Raw genomic sequence first — 15,200 nt, forward strand, 5'->3', positions numbered from 1 at the left:
TTGATTGAATAACAAAACAAAAGAGGTTATAATTATCTATATTCAAAATATTATCAATTTTTTAATAAATAACTTTTATAAAAAAGTAATAGGAGGTCTATAATGAAAAAATTTAAGTTTGTATCAACAGTATTAATGGTGGCGTTTCTCTTACTTCTATCAGCCTGTGGAACTAGTAAATCAAGCGGAGAGGAAAAGAAGACGTTAAGAGTTGTAACAGATGCCGCTTATGCCCCATTTGAGTACCAAGATAAAGGGGAGGTTGTCGGGTTTGATGTTGATTTCGTTAAAGCCGTCATTAAGGAAGCAGGTTATGGCGTGAAGGTAGAGCATGTTGGCTGGGATCCAATCTTTGTTGAAATCGAAGGAAAGACAGCCGATGTAGCTGTATCAGCGATTACGATCACACCTGAGCGTCAGGAATCCTATGATTTCACAGTCCCATACTTCTTATCTAAAAATGAAATTCTCGTCCCAAAAGGCAGTACTGTTAAAAGTGCAAAAGATTTAGAAGGCAAAAAGATTGCTGTACAAAATGGAACCACAGCCCAAACCATTGTTGAAAATCTGTATGGTAAAAACAACGATAAACTTAAAAAGTTTGAAAATAACAATCTAGCAATCTTAGAGTTGAAAAATGGCGGTGTTGATGCAGTTGTTGCCGACAATACTGTTGTTGAAACATATGTAAAGAATAACCCGAAAGATAATTTCGAATTCATTGAAGATGATACTGCATTTGACAAGGAATTCTATGGTTTATTGCTGCCAAAGGGAAGCAAGCTTAAAGGAGATTTAGACAAGGCCGTTAAAAAGGTCATTGATAATGGTACTTATGCTAAACTTTATAAAAAATGGTTTGATGTCGAGCCGGATGTACAAATTTTAAAAGATCAGCAATAGAGAATTAAAATTGCGTAACTTCTAATCAATAGGCAGTTACGCAATTTTTGATTAAATGAAAAGATTACTACATAGCACAATACCTACATACATAGTCAGGGGGATCGATAATGGATTTTAGGTGGGATCTTATTGCGGAATACGCCCCTTTTTTTCTAAAGGGGACACTGATAACCATTGGGCTTTCGGTCGCAAGTATTATCATTGGTTCAGTACTTGGTTTATTTATTGGTTTAGGAAAAATGATGCGAAAAAAGCTGTGGGCTATGCCCTTTCATTGGTATATTAACGTCTTTCGGGGCACACCGTTAATGGTGCAAATCTTATTAATTCATTTTGCCGTTGTTCCGGCGTTTTTGGGGACAACCAATGCCATTGTTGCCGCCATTTTAGCTCTATCTTTAAACTCAGCAGCGTATGTGGCGGAAATATTCCGTGCCGGAATTCAATCGATTGATAAAGGGCAGATGGAGGCGGCGCGTTCGCTTGGGATGACACATGTACAAGCAATGAAGAATGTTATTTTACCGCAAGCGTTTAAACGAATGATTCCACCGCTGGGCAATGAATTTATTGTCTTAATTAAGGATTCATCACTTGCAGCCCTCATTGCTGCGCCGGAGCTAATGTACTGGGGCCGTGCAATGCAGGGGCAATATATGCGCCCGTGGGAACCGTATTTAACAGCAGCAGTTATTTATCTCGTATTAACGCTTTCCTTAAACTTCCTGCTTAACCGACTTGAAAGGAGGATGGAAACAGAATGATTGAGGTAAAAAATTTAAAGAAGTCGTTTGGATTGAATGAGGTTCTTAAAGATATCAATGTAACCGTTAAGCCGCAAGAGGTCGTTGTCGTGATTGGCCCCTCCGGCTCGGGAAAATCAACGTTTCTTCGCTGCATCAATATGCTAGAAACTATTACCGGCGGTCATGTCCTAATTGAAGGAATTGACCTAACAGATAAACAAACCGATATCAATAAAATTCGGACTGAAGTAGGGATGGTGTTCCAACAGTTCAATTTATTTCCACATAAAAAGGTTATCGAGAATATTATGCTGGCACCCATGAAGGTAAGGAATATTCCAGGTGATGAGGCGCGGGCAAAAGGGTTGGAGCTTTTGAAGAAGGTAGGATTGGCGGACAAGGCGGAGGCCTATCCTGATTCCTTATCCGGCGGCCAAAAGCAGCGGGTAGCGATTGCGAGAGCCTTAGCGATGGAACCTAAAATCATGCTGTTTGACGAGCCAACCTCTGCCCTTGACCCAGAAATGGTCGGCGAGGTTTTGGAAGTCATGAAACAGCTTGCTAAAGAGGGAATGACAATGGTTGTTGTGACGCACGAAATGGGCTTCGCCAAAGAAGTAGGTGACCGGGTTATTTTTATGGATGGCGGTTTAATTGTCGAAGAAAACGTCCCAAGTGAGTTGTTTGACAATCCGAAAGAAGATAGAACGAGGGCGTTTTTGAGTAAGGTGTTATAAGAACTATACAGGGGGCTGACAGCAGCTCCCTGTTTTTGTTATGATAAATGGAAGGACTTACCACTTCTATTCAAGGAGGTAATTTTATTAAATTTAGTACGAAAATACCGAAGTTCAATGAACAATCACATTCTGTATTAATGAAAGAAGGCTGGAAGCCGCTAAAAGAGCCGAAGAGCCTGACGAACGCTGCGTTACTCTCTGTGCCCTTTATGGTGATTAATGCCCTGCTCTCAATCGGAATCATCTATTGCTATTCCTCCTTTTCAATGCAGCGTTTTTCATTTATTAAGGGAAATTCAATCATACTTACGATTGATTTAGGTGTGGTTTTGGCGATTTTGTTAATGGTCATCATTCATGAACTTTTCCATTTAATCTTTATTCCCAACTTTTTGAAATCCAAGGATACTATTATTGGGCTAACCTGTTTTGGAGCGTTTGTGCATACAGAACAAATAATAACAAAAGCAAGGTTCTTGTTTATATCTGTGGCGCCTTTTTTGTTTCTGTCTATTTTGTTCCCTCTTATTCTAGCTATCTTCGGACTCATAACAGGAAATATCCTCGTTTTTATTTTGTTTAATGCACTCGGTGCATCCGTTGATATTCTTGGCTTTTTTTTGGTATTCATTCAGGTTCCGAAAAACGCAATCATAAGGAGTAATGGCATAAGAACGTACTGGAAAATGGTCGATGAATAAACAAAAAAACAGATAGGATCCTATCCGCTTTTTAAAATTGATTTGGGAATTGCTTGGTGATTCCGTCTGAAAAGGTGTCCGCCATTCCTCGTGCTTGTTTTTCAATCTGATCGTACACGGCGACATCGGCCTCAAAGTTTTTAATAATCATACAAATGGCCTCAAGCTTTGTCAGCTGCAAATGGTGGTTCATCATTTCATTGACGGCATCTCGCGGCCAGTTCAGTGGATTAATTCGGTTCATGAAGACGGCGATGTCTGCGGCATTCTGGAACCAACGTTTTTCCGCATCTGCTGCCGTATTATTGTCTCCCGCGACTGCTGCTTTGACGAGCTCAGCGGCAATCACAAGATGATCCTTAATCAAGGAGGCAAATTCGACACCAACGTGTTCTCCATAATAGGTTTTAAAGGCATTGCCCATATCGGTGGCATTTCGCAAGAGCCGTTTAATGACAAAATCAATATCCGGAAGCTTAAAGTTAAGGCTGATGATGGCCATTCGAGTCCAGGCAACATGCTCTTCCCATAAGACCCTCATAAAGATTCTTAACTCCATCTCTTCTTTACTGACGCAGCCAGTCCCGCATTTAGTACTTTGGGAAGCGGGTGCTTGATTAATAGGCATATGACGATAGGCGTAGGTGGGGATGGAAATTCCTTGGCCAACGAATAAGTTATAAGGGGTGACGCCCGGATTTGCAGCAACAATAGCTTCAACGGACGATTGCATCTGCTGGGCAATTGACCACAGATTATCGCCAGGTTGGATTGTATAGGAACGCATAACGAATCATTGTCTCCTTAAGAAGCCTTTTTTACTAAAAATATGCTTGGGCGAAAATAATGTTACGTGTCCTCCCCATTTTAAAAAATAAAAAAGACGACATGTGTAAATGTCATCTTTCCCATCCCAGAAGATCAATCTTCAAAATCAAATACCTCTACTATTTTGTCCGCTCTAACCCGGTTTTGACAAAGTTTAAACAGTTCCGTGAAAAATACCTCCACTTCATTTGGTGAGGGTGGCAATTTGATGTGAACCATAGTAGAGCCGAACATTTGCTTAAAATAGGCCTTTCGGTGATCATTTTTTCCGTCACGTTTAAACGGTTTATATGACCAAACAAGATGTGGCCCATCGTCAAGGTCTTTAATTTGCCGGATTTCCGCGCAGGTTGTCGACCGATCATGTGCATAGATAACCAAGTAATAATTATCGTTCCGATGCCAATCAATAAATAAGAAGTAGTAGCCCGTATCATTTTCCGGCCGTGAGACTTCATATGCGGCTAACGTTTGCTTGCCGTTCGTCCATTGATGAAACTTCGGAAGGGTGCCACCAATTGTTTCTAGCTTCCTAATCTCATAAGAGGCAGGCTTTGAGTCATTAATCTGATTTGCTAAATAAATAGCTTGTTCCTTTTCCAACGTCATTTATCTCCTTAAGTGGTATGATTTTATTATACTTTTCTGAAAGGGAAAAAAGAAAGCTTGCATGGTAAATGAAAGGCCGCTTAATTTCCTTAAAGGGTGCCATACCAACTGCTTCGTATTGTTTGTCTTCAAATTGAAACAAATCTGACATCTTTTTAAAAAATTCATCTGTTAGAATCGATATAATTGGGACTTAAAATCTGTACATACGGCGAATAGTATATGGAATAATTATGACTCTTTTCCATAAGAATGACATAGAGTGGTTGCAATTGGAGGGAAAGAAAATGACGTTAGAAAAGCAATTAATACAAAAGACGTATTATAAAATGTTCATAAATGAGCATGAAGATATGCATCCGATTCGCGTCCTAGGTGAAGTGTTTCAGGAGGAGGCAAAACAGGATCTACCTGATTTATCGACTATTCGCTTTGCACAGGGTGAAGTCTACTTTCATCACAAAGATTTTGAAACCGCCATATTTAAATGGGAAAACATTATTAATGAACTCGAGCCGTGGGCAAAGAAGAACACGGGTGATGCTTATTATGAGCTTGGGCTGTTATCTGCAGCTGAGGATATCTATTGTGCGATCGCTTCCGAGGATCCAACATTAAAGACAGAAGTGGCCTTACAGTTATTTTCTCTATATATTGAGCGCGGGAAGGTAGAGGCAGCCGTTTCAACGATTAAAAAGACTATCGTAGCCAACCCAGATTATCCGAACGTCACCGAAATCGCCCGCAACTTTTTTGAAGAACGACAGGATTGGGAAAATGCGGTTGAATTGGCAGTCACTGAGGCAAAACGGACAGATTCATTGGAATGGTTTGAAATTCTGAACACGTATATAAAAAAGGGTGTAACCAAACACCATGCGCCAAGCTATTTCTCCCAAGCGTTAATCCTATTATTTACTCTTGATAAAAGAAAGTTTGAGGAGCTTGTTTCGTCACTGTGGGATAGTTACAAAAATGAAGAATCCTATTTTACTTGGTTAAGTGAAATCAACCATCTTTTATTAAATCTTGAACTCAGCCGAAATGAAAACTGGTCGGAGCTTTCAAGGCTTCATAAGGAACATTATTTTAGTTTAATTGAAGGAAGGTACTTTATTAAAGTACTGCAGGATTTTATTCCAGACTTATTAACCAATTGGTTTAGGTTGGCGGATGATTCAAATGTGGTATTAGCATCGGCTGCTGTGCTTTCATGGAATGAGCTATTTCCAGCGAGCATCAGTATGTCAATTGTGAGTGAAGCAGAAAAATTGATTAGTTTAACGGAAACGGATATGGATGAACTTAATGAGTGCCTTTTATTGCTTGATTCCATCATGAGTTGGGCAAAGAAGCATGATATGGGGGAGAATAATCACATCAAGTGGTTTGTCCGCCAATTAGTCGATTTTGACACACAGCATCTTTTTATTACCGGATTAAGTGGTACGGGAAAATCCACTTTTGTGAATACCGTTCTTGGAGAGGATCTGCAGGATAGTCCAACCTCTTCCATGGTGATGTTTAAGCATGCGCCTACGTTAGAAATCACAGAAATCACGGATAGAGAGGTTACTAGCTTACCTGAATTTGCTGATTTTCAAGAACGCATGGATCGCCGCCGGAATGCACTGGAATCCATCATTGAATTTAACCAGCCGAATGGTTTTTTACAGGAGAATAAGGTTGCTTTCATTGATACCCCTGGATTGAAGGGAAATCCCCATTATGATCGCTATGAAGTGTTGAAAAACTTGCATGTTGCTGATTCCGTTCTCTTTGTCCTTGATGCAAATGCACCGTTTACGGAAAAAGAGCAGATGGCGCTTAAGCAGATCCAGGAGTTAGCACCAGATATACCGGTTCATTTTCTATTGAGTAAAATGGATACAATTGTTGGTGAGCGTGAAGCTCTTCGCATTTTTGATGAAACTAGGGTCTCGATTCATTCCTATTTACCTGATGCAAGGGTGTTTGCTTTTTCATCGCAATACGAAGGCGGACAGCAACAGGAATTAACCGCGTTTATTCATTCCATTAAGAAGACAAGAAATATTGAGGATAAGCGTCTAGCAAAACTGTTGTATTTTATTCGCACTACGATTGCGAGCCTGCTGCAAAAACGGATTGATGTAGAAAATCAGCTGGTTGAGTCGATTCGGTGGAACGAAGAAATGCTGATGAAGTTAAATGGAGCAGTAAACCAACTGAAGGATACCGAAGTACAAAAAATACAGACAATCGCGAAATCGTTCCGAGCTATAAAGGAAACGATTGAAAAAGATTTATCAGATAGTGTTCGGAAAATGCTTCAAGAGTGTTCCTCATTAATTAAGGAAGATAGTAACTTCAGTAAAATTCACTTAGAACTCAATGATGAAATGAATCGAAAAATCCAAGCCTATTTGGAACAAACAGTTTTGCCGAAATTTTACCGTTCGCTGCAGGAATGGATTGAACATGGCAAAGAGGAGCTTGAGCAAAGTCAGGAATTTTTGAATGAGATGGGTGACGGTTTTAATCATATGTATGGCGAAGAGCGGCTCAAGCTTGAATGTGATTTTAAGGTGCTTGACGATTGGCGGCGTGATACTGATCGAATGACAAGCCGTTTTCAGCTTGAAAGCATTAATATTCTGCTCCGCCGTACACCAGCACAATTTTTATTAAAAAGCGCCGGGAAACTATTTGGCGCCCTATCGCAAAATAAGGCACTGCTTTTTAATAAATACAAAGCCTTTGTGGAGAATGAAGATTATTCTGAAGCAATTGCTGCGGTTAATAAGCAATTTTTTCAGCCGTTTGAGCTGTTTGAAAAATCATTGGAGCGCGACATCACTTTGTTTTTCAGGAGTCCACTGAATGTATTAAATGATTCTGTCGAAGAGGCACGCGAGGGTATTCAGACAAACCAAGAAATGCTAAACAAAATGAACACCAACCCAGAAATGTTCCGCGATCCCCTGACACTGTTTGATGTTAGACTGCGTCAGTTTGAATGGATGACAATCGCCGGAAAAGGAATGCAAACAATCTACTGAACATGGAAGATGTCCAAAGGGCATCTTCTTTTTTTAGTTAAAGAATATAAAAGTTTCGACTTTGAGAATTGTCTAGCTGTTGCGCCTAGGGTCTCGGGGTCATAAGCCAATCAGTCAAGAAGGTTAAAGTGCAACCTTCTCGCCTGCTCGTCTTATGCCTGTCGCCCCTGAGCAAGGCGCTTCCGCTTTTCTAATCTTAAGAAATTTTTAAGATTGTCTTAAATGAATGTTAAGATTTTTCGATTAGTATTAAGATACTATTTAAATTCACTGGACGAGTGTACATTTTTGAAAGGATGGTAGGAGGGATAATGGTGAATAAGATTGATTTTTCAGAGGTATATAGAATGTACTATAAACGTCTTTTTCATATAAGCTATTCTATCACTAGGGATTTGCATCTAGCAGAGGATGTCGTTCAGGAAACGTTTATTAAAGCGATGAAAAAGGTTGAAACAATCGAAGAAGAAAAGAAGATGGGTGCCTGGTTATCCGTCATTGCTACCAGAACGGCGATTGATTATGTCCGAAGCGAACGGAAAAAGCATGCAACCTTGATGGAAGAGGATATGCTTGAATGCTTGGGAACGGAAATGATGCAAAACGTCGAGGAGGAAGTGGAACTAGCGAGTTTTCAGGAGCAAGTGAATGCCGCTATTGCAACGCTCACCACCGAATACCAAGCGGTGCTTAATCTTAAGCTTTTGCATGGTTTAAAGGAGTATGAAATTGCCAGCGTCCTCGATATCAAGCCAAGCACGGTGAAAACGAGAATCTATCGAGCAAGAAAACAACTAAAATTACTGTTTCTCAAACAGCTAACGGCTTAAATATATGCAGTAGAACCGGAAAGTCCTTCATTGCTTGATGAAGGACTAATCTTGATGGAATTCCCCCTGAAAAGTCCATCATCGTCCTTATGAAGGACAAAACCCGTTAATTCCTCCTTAGAATTGTCCTTCATTTAGGTGATAAAGGGGAATCCACAAAGAGTTTTTTTCCAAAACTTTCTATGGTAGAATTGTGGGAAGTATATTTGAAAATTGGAGGAATAAGGATGAAAAGCGCTAGTCCATACATATTTGTAGATAATTGCGAGAAAGTTATGGAATTTTACCAAAATCTATTTGGCGGGGAAATGACGAATATTCAAAAAAGCGATGACGGTAAGTGTTTGCATGCTGAACTTCATCTTGGTAACAGTATCATTCACTTTTCAGATACCTTCGGCAATACCCATGTCGGAGATAACGTGCGAATCAGCCTGGAATGTGAAAGTGATGAAGAAATTAGAAGAGTATATGATTTGCTTAGCCAATCTGGAAAAGTTACTTTCCCATTGCAAGAAACATTTTGGGGAGCTATGCACGCAAATCTAGTTGACCAGTTTGGTATTGGCTGGCTGTTAAATTTTTCAAAGTGAATGAAAGGAAGTACGTGAATGAACAACCTTACAAAAATGAAAATAAATAAACCAGCGAAGGATGTATTTGAAGCTTTTGTTGATCCAGCAAAAATCGGGAACTTTTGGTTCTCGTCCAGTTCGGAAAGATGGGAAAAGGGCAAGACGATTACGTTGAAATATGAGGAATACCAGGCTCAAGTAAGTATAAATATAATTGAAATCGAAGAAAATAAAAAGGTTGTTTTCCGCTGGGGAGCAAATGGCGAAGGGCATATTGTGACAATAGCGATGAAAGAACTTGATCACTCGGCAACCATAATTGAAATTACCGAAGAAGGATTTAATGAAAATGAGGATGAGCTAATCCTGCAATTGATTGATAATAAAGAAGGCTGGGTTTTTATGTTAACCTGCTTAAAGGGATATTTAGAATTTGGAGTGAACCAATTAAGAGGTGGATTAGTAAAGGATTGACATGAAAAGAGCCAGTTGGCTCTTTTTCAGTCCTCCCCTTAATCCATGTCTACTTTGTCTAATGGAAATTCTTTAACGACATTCACACCATCTAAAATAATCAAAGTCGAATCAAAAGCCAATTCTTTCATCTCTTTTAAGTGAGCACCTTTTTTAATTTTATATTCAACGTGGAATGTGCCCTCATGCCCGGAGTCGATGAGTCCGGTACTCCCAGAACCCCACGGAATCATCTTAATAAACTCGCTCCCTTCAACTAACTCCATTTTTGATGCTAACTCTTTGTTCGGTCGTACTACCACTTCAATTCCATAGTTATGTTGGCCGGGGTAATCAAATTCACTTTTAAATGGAGTGTTACCTGTATTTTTGATTTTAATATCGTAACGTAGAATTCTCTCCGCTTTAATGATGGTAGTATCAATATGGGTAATAACCAACTGATTCGCCCTATGAAATCCAGTGAGTGGAAGCAATGAAATAAGTAAGAACACAAATGCTAACTTTCTGATGATAATACAGCCCTTTCTACTTGATATGATTTCCGTGTTTATTATTTATGATTATTGCCAGGATTATACATATACTGGTGTATGGCTTAGCAATGCATTGGGTACTTCTTAGGAAACTATCCTTTTGCATTCAATGATTTCCGAAGTTCGAGGAAAGTGTGTAAAAATGTGCTTAATTGGAAGGAATTCTACAAAATTTATGAGGAATCCTACAATTGAAAAGATTTTTCTACAAAAATGAAACTTATTCTACAAATTAGAGAAACAATTCTACAAAAACTGGAAACGTCCTTCCAAATAGGACCGCTTTTCCTTCATCTCTTGGCACAAAATTCATGGTGACCTCCAAATACACCTTTTAAGCCACAATTGCACAAAACATGTAACAATCACTACCACAACCCGATTGTTATGAAGTTGATAATGTTGGTATGGACGCTATAATGAACTATGAGGTGATTAATATCCTGGACATCCTATTTTGGGTTATTATTATTGCGTGTTTTATCTTTAGTTTTGTCGGGTTGATTTATCCGATTATCCCCTCAGTGTTGTTGATTTGGGTTGGTGTGGTGTTATATCACTTTGGGGTAAATTCACATGAGCTTTCCTGGATTACATGGACTATGTTAGGGTTATTGACTATTCTCTTATTTTTAGCAGATTATTTAGCAAATCTTCACTTTGTCGATAAAGCTGGAGGATCTAAGTGGGGGACGAGGGCTGCAACAATTGGATTAATTGTTGGCAGCTTTGTGATACCACCTTTTGGCGTGATTGTTGTACCATTTGCTTTAGTCCTACTAGCGGAAATGTTGCAAAAGAAAACATTCCAAGATTCGATTAAAGTGGCGTTTGCTACTTTAATCGCCTTTTTTAGCGGCACCTTCGCCAAAGCGATCATTCAGTTAATAATGATTGGTGTTTTTGTATTTGGTGTGATTATTTAGATTTGGGGGGGATACCATGATAGTGGAAGCGGCAATACTTCAGGTTAAACACGGGATGGAAGTTGAATTTGAGGAGGCGTTCCGACAGGCATCGGCAATTATCTCTTCGATGAAGGGGTACGTTTCCCACGAATTACAGCGTTGTATGGAAGTTAACGGGAAATACTTGCTGCTGGTAAAGTGGGAAACCCTAGAAGACCATACGATTGGATTCAGGCAATCTAGTGAGTATCAAGAATGGAAGAAACTATTACATCATTTCTATGATCCATTTCCAACAGTGGAGCACTTTGAGAAAGTTCGGTTAGTGGATTAAGCCAAAAGGATTGAAGTTAAATCAGAAAAGAAAACTGGTGCAACTCTTGAATATGAGGGTTGCCCTTTTTTTGAATAAAATAAATGGCAGGTTATTTTCTATGGATCACCGAATATATAAGGAATAAAATTGGTTGGTCTTTTAAAAAAATATGTCCGTAATCATTCTGGAGGTGCCTTATGCAGTTATTATTTTGGCCGTGTACGATTGCCTCACTAATCCTCTCCATTATTGCCATAAATATTAGGAATCCCAAACTCCTTGTTCTATCTTCATTCCTAATATTACCTATGTTGTTATATCTGGCGGCCACACCACGTTTCCACATATGGGGGCTGATTTTTCCACTCCTTTATCTGGGTGCGGCAAAATTCATAACAAAGAAAGTGATTTGGTTGGCCACTTTGGTGATTATCCCCAATTTTTTATTAGTCGGTTGGCTGGGATTAGCTGTTTTAACTCAGTAGTTTCTTGGTAATCCTTTTTTCTTGCTTTAGAACCTAGCAAGAAAAGAGGATTTTTCAGTGAGAATATGGAAATTAACCATATTGGAATGAAAGAAGTGGAGGATATAATGAAACACAGAATATTATTAGTAGAAGACGATGCGGCCATCAGTGAGATGGTTAGAGGTCAATTTACCAGAGAGGGATTCGAGGTCGTGCCTGCGTTTGATGGGGAAGAGGCGCTAGAGGTTTTTGCAAACGACACATTTGATTTGATTCTCCTTGATTTAATGCTGCCGAAGCTGGATGGAATGGAATTTTTAAAAATCATCCGAGGGAAAAGCATGATACCAGTTCTGATAATGTCAGCAAAGGATGGGGACTTAGATAAAGCGTTGGGTCTCGGCTTTGGTGCGGATGATTATATTGCCAAGCCATTTTCGATGATCGAGCTAACGGCTAGAGTGAAGGCGGCCATCAGAAGGGCGACCCACTATTCACGAACAGAACAAAAGCAGGAAGTAAATGTGCTGACAGTGGGTGAATTGACACTTGATCTTGATAATTTCTCCTTACTTAAAAATGGAAGTGACATCAAGCTAACGGCAAAAGAGTTTCATATCTTAAAACTATTTATCTCACATCCGAGCAGGGTCTACACCAAGGCACAAATTTATAGTTTGGTATGGGAAGATGAGTATTATGGTGATGAAAATGTGATAAACGTACATATGAGAAGATTACGGGAAAAGATCGAAGATGACCCATCCAAACCAAAGTACATTAAAACATTATGGGGTATCGGCTATAAGCTTGGGGAGTTTTAAACGATGGTTATTTTTTTCCTCATGGTCATAACAGGATTGGCAGCCCTTAATTTCTATCAATATAAAGTGAGAAAAAATGAAAAGGGAAATTTCACGTACATACACAAAAAACTAAAGCAGATAATCGATAATCAAACGGATGAAAAGCTGTTGGTGCATACGGGGGATGAGGAATTAAAGCAGATATTAATCGAAATCAACCGTCTCCTAGAACATAATCAAAAAATGATGGCCAGCTACAATAAAATGGAGGCATCGATGCGGAAAATGCTCTCTAACATTTCCCATGATTTAAAAACACCATTGACTGTTGTGCTCGGATATATCGAGATTATGTTGAATAATCCCAACAGAACAAACGAAGAAACCAAGGAACTTTTGCAAAAGGTCAACGTCAAAACCGTTGAAGTTTTAGACCTAATTAAGAAGTTCTTTGATTTAGCAAAGCTTGAATCCGGAGATAAAGATTTACCACTTACAAGGGTGAACATGAACGAAGTTTGCCAGAAAAATATTTTACAGTTTTATGAGGTTTTATCCGCAAAAGGCTTTGACGTCGTGATTGAACTGCCAGAAACAATTCAATATGCACTTGGAAATGGAGAAGCACTTGACCGAGTTTTGAACAATTTGCTCTCCAATGCCATTCAATATGGTGGAGAAGGGAAAGTCTTAGGTCTGACACTCAGAAGTGATCAACAGTATGTGTTCATTGACATCTGGGACAAAGGAAAAGGAATTAGTGAGCTCCACAAGGATTTAGTATTTGAAAGAATGTACACACTAGAGGATTCGCGAAATAAATCTTATCAGGGAAGCGGCCTTGGCCTTACCATAACTAAACGCCTCGTGGAAAAGATGGATGGCCACATTTTTCTAAACAGCAAACCCTATGAGAAAACAACCTTTACCGTGCAAGTAAAGCGAATTACATATTAAAACAGCTAAGGGTGCCTCAGGATAATGAGTTGCCCTTTTTCAACTTAAGAATTTCGTAAGATTTGATTAATAAAAAAGAAAACTCTGCTGACTAGAATAGGAATTAGATAAGACGAAGGGGAGCTGAACTATATGAGCTACATGATTAAAACAAACCAACTGACCAAAGCCTATAAGGGCAAGGAAGTGGTTTCAAATGTCAATATGAGGGTGAAAAAAGGCGAAATATACGGGTTTCTTGGTCCGAACGGAGCGGGGAAAACAACGATCATGAAGATGCTGACAAATCTAGTAAAGCCAACGAGCGGTGAAATTGAAATCTTTGGTGAAAAGCTAACCAACACCTCTTATGAAGTGTTAAAGCGAATGGGCAGCATTATCGAATATCCTGTTTTCTATGATCGGTTAACGGCCCGCGAAAATCTCGAGCTACACTGCGAATATATGGGGTATTACGACAAAAAGGCGATTGATACGGCCCTTGATTTAGTTAAATTAAAGGATATTGAAAATAAATCAGTGAAAGATTTCTCACTTGGAATGAAACAGCGGCTCGGAATTGCACGCGCCATTATTACTAAGCCGGAGCTATTAATCCTAGATGAACCCATTAATGGTCTCGATCCGGTGGGGATTAAAGAACTGCGTGATTTATTCCATATGCTCTGCCGTGAATATGGGATTACGATGCTAATCTCGTCACATATCCTTGGTGAAATGGAGCAAATTGCCGATACCATTGGCGTGATCAGTGACGGCCAATTAATTAAAGAAGTTTCGATAAACGAAATCCACGAACAAAATACCGAATATATTGAACTCGTGGTTAACGATGTGAAAAAAGCGTTTTATGTCCTTGACGGAATTCTACACCTGACAAACTTTAAAGTGGTCGGCGAATCGCGTTTTAGAATCTACGATAAGGGAGCTTCACAATCAGAAATATCGAAAGCATTAATTTTAAACGGCGTTATGATCGAGGAAATTAATAAAAAGAATCATTCACTTGAGGATTATTTCCTAACTTTAATCAATGGGGGCGGGATCAGTGCGTAAATTAATCAGTCTTGAAATAAAGAAGTTTAAACTATATTCCTATCTAAAAGCAGTTGGTATTGCAAATTTAGTTATCATGGGGTTACTCTGCTTGATCTATTTTATGGAAAAAAGTGAAGGGACGCTGGCTTTTGGCAGCTATGAAATGGCTTTTGCCGCGTTTAACAGTATTATCCGGCCCACATTTATCATCTTTGCTGCGGTGCTTATTTCTAGAATCATCATTGATGAGTATAAGAGCAATTCGATTACGCTCATGTTTATGTATCCCATTAGTCGAAAAAAAATCATGATTGCCAAGTTAGTGATTGTTGCTTGCTTTACCTTTTTTACGATTGTGTTATCCAATTTAATTATTGGCAGTTTATTTTATTTAGTCGATTCCTATTTACATTTTGTGCCGAAGGAATTGACCGCCGAGGTCTTAAAAAATGGCTTGATTCAAATGATTCTTGAAGCCATTGCGTCGGCCGGTATGGCATTAATCCCGCTTTATTTTGGAATGAGAAAAAAATCTGTTCCTACCACCATCGTCACCGCCATCATTATGGTGTCGCTAACATCGTCTTCAGCGGACGGCGTCAATCTCTTTGCCTTTATTGCGATCCCAATAGCCTTAGCTCTAATTGGCTGTCTTATTGCCTACCTCTCCATTAGGAATGTAGAAAAAGTCGATATCAATTAACAGGATCATGGTCTAAATT

At 39.2% G+C, this 15,200-nt stretch carries 18 protein-coding genes; 15 read left to right on the plus strand and 3 right to left on the minus strand.

Annotated elements, in window-relative coordinates; all coding sequences use genetic code 11:
* The first annotated feature begins 102 nt into the window (after positions 1-102).
* The 4 genes from G6554_RS17645 (at position 103) to G6554_RS17660 (ending at position 3,093) form a co-directional block, all read left to right on the plus strand.
* Positions 103-903 (plus strand): basic amino acid ABC transporter substrate-binding protein, encoded by an 801-nt coding sequence (locus tag G6554_RS17645; RefSeq protein ID WP_166244242.1) that lies wholly within the window; start codon positions 103-105, stop codon positions 901-903.
* Between the two features lie 110 nt (positions 904-1,013).
* Positions 1,014-1,670 carry an amino acid ABC transporter permease gene (locus G6554_RS17650; protein ID WP_166244244.1) on the plus strand — a complete coding sequence of 219 codons (657 nt, stop codon included), beginning with the start codon at positions 1,014-1,016 and terminating at the stop codon, positions 1,668-1,670.
* Positions 1,667-2,389, plus strand: a complete 723-nt coding sequence (locus G6554_RS17655; RefSeq protein ID WP_166244246.1) for an amino acid ABC transporter ATP-binding protein — start codon at positions 1,667-1,669, stop codon at positions 2,387-2,389. The genes G6554_RS17650 and G6554_RS17655 overlap by 4 nt, the downstream gene beginning before the upstream one ends.
* Positions 2,390-2,436: 47 nt before the next feature.
* Positions 2,437-3,093, plus strand: a complete 657-nt coding sequence (locus G6554_RS17660) for a DUF3267 domain-containing protein (protein WP_166244248.1) — start codon at positions 2,437-2,439, stop codon at positions 3,091-3,093.
* A 31-nt stretch (positions 3,094-3,124) separates the two neighbouring features.
* On the opposite strand, the gene G6554_RS17665 is transcribed toward G6554_RS17660, so the two are convergent.
* Both G6554_RS17665 and G6554_RS17670 read right to left on the minus strand, forming a co-directional pair.
* On the minus strand, positions 3,125-3,880 hold the full coding sequence (locus G6554_RS17665; RefSeq protein WP_166244250.1) for a LysM peptidoglycan-binding domain-containing protein: 756 nt from the start codon (positions 3,878-3,880) through the stop codon (positions 3,125-3,127).
* Positions 3,881-4,014: 134 nt separating this feature from the next.
* On the minus strand, positions 4,015-4,524 hold the full coding sequence (locus G6554_RS17670) for a hypothetical protein (protein WP_166244252.1): 510 nt from the start codon (positions 4,522-4,524) through the stop codon (positions 4,015-4,017).
* Between the two features lie 293 nt (positions 4,525-4,817).
* Between G6554_RS17670 and G6554_RS17675 the strand changes: the two genes are divergently transcribed.
* The 4 genes from G6554_RS17675 (at position 4,818) to G6554_RS17690 (ending at position 9,450) form a co-directional block, all read left to right on the plus strand.
* Positions 4,818-7,571, plus strand: coding sequence for a dynamin family protein (locus G6554_RS17675; protein WP_166244254.1), 2,754 nt, complete (start codon positions 4,818-4,820; stop codon positions 7,569-7,571).
* Between the two features lie 311 nt (positions 7,572-7,882).
* Positions 7,883-8,401: an RNA polymerase sigma factor gene (locus tag G6554_RS17680; protein WP_207342976.1), complete on the plus strand. Its 519-nt coding sequence runs from the start codon at positions 7,883-7,885 to the stop codon at positions 8,399-8,401.
* Positions 8,402-8,628: 227 nt separating this feature from the next.
* A complete protein-coding gene (locus tag G6554_RS17685) occupies positions 8,629-8,994 on the plus strand; it encodes a VOC family protein (protein WP_166244256.1) in 366 nt (121 codons plus the stop codon).
* An 18-nt stretch (positions 8,995-9,012) separates the two neighbouring features.
* Positions 9,013-9,450, plus strand: coding sequence for an SRPBCC family protein (locus G6554_RS17690; RefSeq protein WP_166244258.1), 438 nt, complete (start codon positions 9,013-9,015; stop codon positions 9,448-9,450).
* A gap of 38 nt (positions 9,451-9,488) precedes the next feature.
* Here the strand turns inward: G6554_RS17690 and G6554_RS17695 are convergent, their stop codons facing one another.
* Positions 9,489-9,890 (minus strand): hypothetical protein, encoded by a 402-nt coding sequence (locus G6554_RS17695; RefSeq protein WP_166244260.1) that lies wholly within the window; start codon positions 9,888-9,890, stop codon positions 9,489-9,491.
* A gap of 515 nt (positions 9,891-10,405) precedes the next feature.
* On the opposite strand from G6554_RS17695, the gene G6554_RS17700 reads away from it, so the two are divergent.
* The 7 genes from G6554_RS17700 (at position 10,406) to G6554_RS17730 (ending at position 15,181) form a co-directional block, all read left to right on the plus strand.
* Complete coding sequence (locus G6554_RS17700; RefSeq protein ID WP_166244262.1) at positions 10,406-10,912, plus strand: DUF456 domain-containing protein; 507 nt, start codon at positions 10,406-10,408, stop codon at positions 10,910-10,912.
* A gap of 16 nt (positions 10,913-10,928) precedes the next feature.
* A complete protein-coding gene (locus G6554_RS17705; RefSeq protein WP_166244264.1) occupies positions 10,929-11,228 on the plus strand; it encodes an antibiotic biosynthesis monooxygenase family protein in 300 nt (99 codons plus the stop codon).
* Between the two features lie 179 nt (positions 11,229-11,407).
* Complete coding sequence (locus G6554_RS17710; RefSeq protein ID WP_166244266.1) at positions 11,408-11,695, plus strand: hypothetical protein; 288 nt, start codon at positions 11,408-11,410, stop codon at positions 11,693-11,695.
* A 107-nt stretch (positions 11,696-11,802) separates the two neighbouring features.
* Entirely contained in the window at positions 11,803-12,501 is a 699-nt protein-coding gene (locus tag G6554_RS17715) for a response regulator transcription factor (RefSeq protein ID WP_166244268.1), read from the plus strand.
* A gap of 3 nt (positions 12,502-12,504) precedes the next feature.
* Positions 12,505-13,440, plus strand: a complete 936-nt coding sequence (locus tag G6554_RS17720) for a sensor histidine kinase (RefSeq protein WP_166244269.1) — start codon at positions 12,505-12,507, stop codon at positions 13,438-13,440.
* A gap of 132 nt (positions 13,441-13,572) precedes the next feature.
* Positions 13,573-14,496: an ABC transporter ATP-binding protein gene (locus G6554_RS17725; RefSeq protein ID WP_166244271.1), complete on the plus strand. Its 924-nt coding sequence runs from the start codon at positions 13,573-13,575 to the stop codon at positions 14,494-14,496.
* Positions 14,489-15,181: an ABC transporter permease gene (locus G6554_RS17730; protein ID WP_166244273.1), complete on the plus strand. Its 693-nt coding sequence runs from the start codon at positions 14,489-14,491 to the stop codon at positions 15,179-15,181. The genes G6554_RS17725 and G6554_RS17730 overlap by 8 nt, the downstream gene beginning before the upstream one ends.
* The last annotated feature ends 19 nt before the right edge of the window (positions 15,182-15,200 follow it).

This window comes from Bacillus sp. MM2020_4, assembly GCF_011250555.1.
Classification (GTDB): Bacteria; Bacillota; Bacilli; order Bacillales; family Cytobacillaceae; genus Neobacillus.